Source organism: Vibrio sp. 11986-1-5 (assembly GCF_963878025.1).
GTDB classification, from domain to species: domain Bacteria; phylum Pseudomonadota; class Gammaproteobacteria; order Enterobacterales; family Vibrionaceae; genus Vibrio; species Vibrio injensis.
The window spans coordinates 1-541 of record NZ_CAWNVW010000027.1 but is presented as its reverse complement, the minus strand read 5'-3'; the positions used below and the strand labels follow the sequence as shown (position 1 = coordinate 541).

At 43.6% G+C, this 541-nt stretch carries 2 tRNA genes and 1 rRNA gene; all 3 read right to left on the bottom strand.

Annotation, left to right across the window (positions count from 1 at the left end):
• Positions 1 to 235 precede the first annotated feature (235 nt).
• Positions 236 to 311 (bottom strand) — tRNA-Ala (locus tag AACS00_RS07940).
• Between the two features lie 9 nt (positions 312 to 320).
• Positions 321 to 397 (bottom strand) — tRNA-Ile (locus AACS00_RS07935).
• Positions 398 to 462: 65 nt separating this feature from the next.
• Positions 463 to 541, bottom strand: a 16S ribosomal RNA gene (locus tag AACS00_RS07930); the annotation flags it as partial.

The window sequence follows — 541 nt, the reverse complement described above, 5'->3', positions numbered from 1 at the left end:
CGAGACAGATTTTGCCGGACTCAATTTTTGAAAAGCATCCGAAGATGTTTTTCACCAAGCACACTTGAATGTGTATTTTTGGTCTTTATCAAAAGATAAAGATTGAGAACTTTACAAGTAACTTATCTATCAAGATAAATCACTTTGTCAGCTTTCCAAATTGTTAAAGAGCAAGATTGTTCGTTACAAAACGAGTCAACCATTTCTAAAGATTTTGTCTAAAAACCCTTAAAGATGGTGGAGCTATGCGGGATCGAACCGCAGACCTCCTGCGTGCAAGGCAGGCGCTCTCCCAGCTGAGCTATAGCCCCATCGTTAAGTGGTGGGTCTGAGTGGACTCGAACCACCGACCTTACGCTTATCAGGCGTACGCTCTAACCACCTGAGCTACAGACCCACTATTCTCTTTTTATCTAAACCAAATCAATCTGTGTGAACACTCATCAATGCACAATCTTTACGTAAGGAGGTGATCCAGCGCCAGGTTCCCCTAGCGCTACCTTGTTACGACTTCACCCCAGTCATGAACCACAAAGTGGCA